This is a genomic window from Companilactobacillus kimchii DSM 13961 = JCM 10707 (assembly GCF_001435445.1).
GTDB lineage: Bacteria > Bacillota > Bacilli > Lactobacillales > Lactobacillaceae > Companilactobacillus > Companilactobacillus kimchii.
In genome coordinates, this window is sequence record NZ_AZDH01000021.1 from 1 (window position 1) to 3,057 (window position 3,057).

Sequence of the window (3,057 nt, forward strand, 5' to 3'; positions counted from 1 at the left end):
CTCGTACCTTCAAAACTAGATATTAAGATTATGAATTAAGTTGAAACACTTCAAACTGCTGTAAACTCTTACTCGGTTAAGTCCTCGATCTATTAGTACTGCTCAGCTCCATGTATCGCTACACTTCCACCCGCAGCCTATCTACGTCATATTCTCTAACGGATCTTACTTCCATAAAGGAATGGGAAATCTCATCTCGAGGGGGGCTTCACACTTAGATGCTTTCAGCGTTTATCCCGTCCATACGTAGCTACCCAGCGATGCGCCTGGCGGCACAACTGGTACACCAGAGGTATGTCCATCCCGGTCCTCTCGTACTAAGGACAGCTCCTCTCAAATTTCCTACGCCCGCGACGGATAGGGACCGAACTGTCTCACGACGTTCTGAACCCAGCTCGCGTACCGCTTTAATGGGCGAACAGCCCAACCCTTGGGACCGACTACAGCCCCAGGATGCGATGAGCCGACATCGAGGTGCCAAACCTCCCCGTCGATGTGAACTCTTGGGGGAGATAAGCCTGTTATCCCCAGGGTAGCTTTTATCCGTTGAGCGATGGCCCTTCCATATGGTACCACCGGATCACTAAGTCCGACTTTCGTCCCTGCTCGACTTGTCAGTCTCGCAGTCAAGCTCGCTTATGCCTTTACATTCTACGAATGATTTCCAACCATTCTGAGCGAACCTTTGAGCGCCTCCGTTACATTTTAGGAGGCGACCGCCCCAGTCAAACTGCCCACCAGACACTGTCCCTCACCACGCTAAGTGATGTAGGTTAGAGTTTTCATATAACAAGGGTAGTATCCCACCAATGCCTCCCTCGAAACTAGCGTTCCGAGATCAACGGCTCCTACCTATCCTGTACATGTCACACAAAAACTCAATATCAAGCTACAGTAAAGCTCCATGGGGTCTTTCCGTCCTGTCGCGGGTAACCCGCATCTTCACGGGTATTATAATTTCACCGAGTCTCTCGTTGAGACAGTGCCCAAATCATTACGCCTTTCGTGCGGGTCGGAACTTACCCGACAAGGAATTTCGCTACCTTAGGACCGTTATAGTTACGGCCGCCGTTTACTGGGGCTTCAATTCTCAGCTTCGCAAAAGCTAACTGATCCTCTTAACCTTCCAGCACCGGGCAGGCGTCAGCCCATATACGTCATCTTACGATTTAGCATAGACCTGTGTTTTTGATAAACAGTTGTTTGGGCCTATTCACTGCGGCTGGCTGTTACACCAGCACCCCTTCTCCCGAAGTTACGGGGTCATTTTGCCGAGTTCCTTAACGAGAGTTCACTCGCTGACCTTAGGATACTCTCCTCGACTACCTGTGTCGGTTTGCGGTACGGGTAGTTTATTTCTAACTAGGAACTTTTCTTGGCAGTGTGAGTTATTGTGCTTCGTTACTAAAATTTCACTCCCCATCACAGCTTGTCCTTAAAGACATAAGCATTTAACTCATATCAAGACTTACTGCTTGGACGCGCATATCCATCAGCGCGCACACATCATCCTCCTGCGTCCTTCCATCGTTCAAACAAAATAAACTAGTACAGGAATATCAACCTGTTATCCATCGATTACGCCTTTCGGCCTCATCTTAGGCCCCGACTAACCCTGGGAGGACGAGCCTTCCCCAGGAAACCTTAGTCTTACGGCCGACCAGATTCTCACTGGTCTTTCGTTACTCATACCGGCATTCTCACTTCTAATCACTCCACCACTCCTCACGGTATGGCTTCAATGCAATTACAACGCTCTCCTACCACGTGTCTTACGACACATCCACAGTTTCGGTATCATGCTTAGCCCCGGTACATTTTCGGCGCAGAATCACTCGACTAGTGAGCTATTACGCACTCTTTGAATGAATGGCTGCTTCTAAGCCAACATCCTAGTTGTCTATGCGTTTCCACATCCTTTTCCACTTAGCATGAATTTTGGGACCTTAACTGGTGATCTGGGCTGTTTCCCTTTCGACGGTGGATCTTATCACTCATCGTCTGACTCCCGAGTAAAGATCAATGGTATTCGGAGTTTATCTGAATTCAGTAACCCAAGACGGGCCCCTAGTCCAAACAGTGCTCTACCTCCACGATCCTAAACCTCGAGGCTAACCCTAAAGCTATTTCGGAGAGAACCAGCTATCTCCAAGTTCGTTTGGAATTTCACCGCTATCCACATCTCATCTCAGCATTTTTCAACATACACGAGTTCGGTCCTCCAATGCGTTTTACCGCATCTTCAACCTGGACATGGATAGGTCACTTGGTTTCGGGTCTACATCAACATACTTAATCGCCCTATTCAGACTCGCTTTCGCTACGGCTCCGACTTTTCATCTTAACCTTGCATGTTAACGTAACTCGCCGGTTCATTCTACAAAAGGCACGCCATCATCCATAAACGGACTCTGACTACTTGTAGGCACACGGTTTCAGGATCTATTTCACTCCCCTTCCGGGGTACTTTTCACCTTTCCCTCACGGTACTGGTTCACTATCGGTCACTAGGGAGTATTTAGCCTTGGGAGATGGTCCTCCCGGATTCCGACGGAGTTTCTCGTGTTCCGCCGTACTCAGGATACTGAATGGAGTGGATCAGATTTCGTTTACGAGGCTTTCACTCTCTTTGGCCAAGTTTTCCAACTTGTTCGACTATCATAACCTTTTGTTCTCACAACATCAGTCCTACAACCCTAAAGAGCAAGCTCTTTAGTTTGGGCTATTCCCGTTTCGCTCGCCGCTACTCAGGGAATCGAATTTTCTTTCTCTTCCTGCAACTACTTAGATGTTTCAGTTCATTGCGTGTTCCTCTTGACTGCTATGTATTCACAGACAAGTAAATATCCATTACGATATTTGGGTTCCCCCATTCGGAAATCCCCGGATCAAAGCTTACTTACAGCTCCCCGAGGCGTATCGTCGTTAGTTACGTCCTTCATCGGCTCCTAGTGCCTAGGCATCCACCGTGCGCCCTTTATAACTTAACCTAAATTAAATTACAAAAAGTAATTTAAAACAATTTGCCATGATTTTCATCACAGCTGGCAATCAAAA

1 rRNA gene is annotated in these 3,057 nt (G+C 47.7%); it reads right to left on the reverse strand.

Going from position 1 to position 3,057, the window contains the following annotated elements:
- Positions 1 to 72: 72 nt before the first annotated feature.
- Positions 73 to 2,990, reverse strand: a 23S ribosomal RNA gene (locus FC97_RS10705).
- Positions 2,991 to 3,057 lie beyond the last annotated feature (67 nt).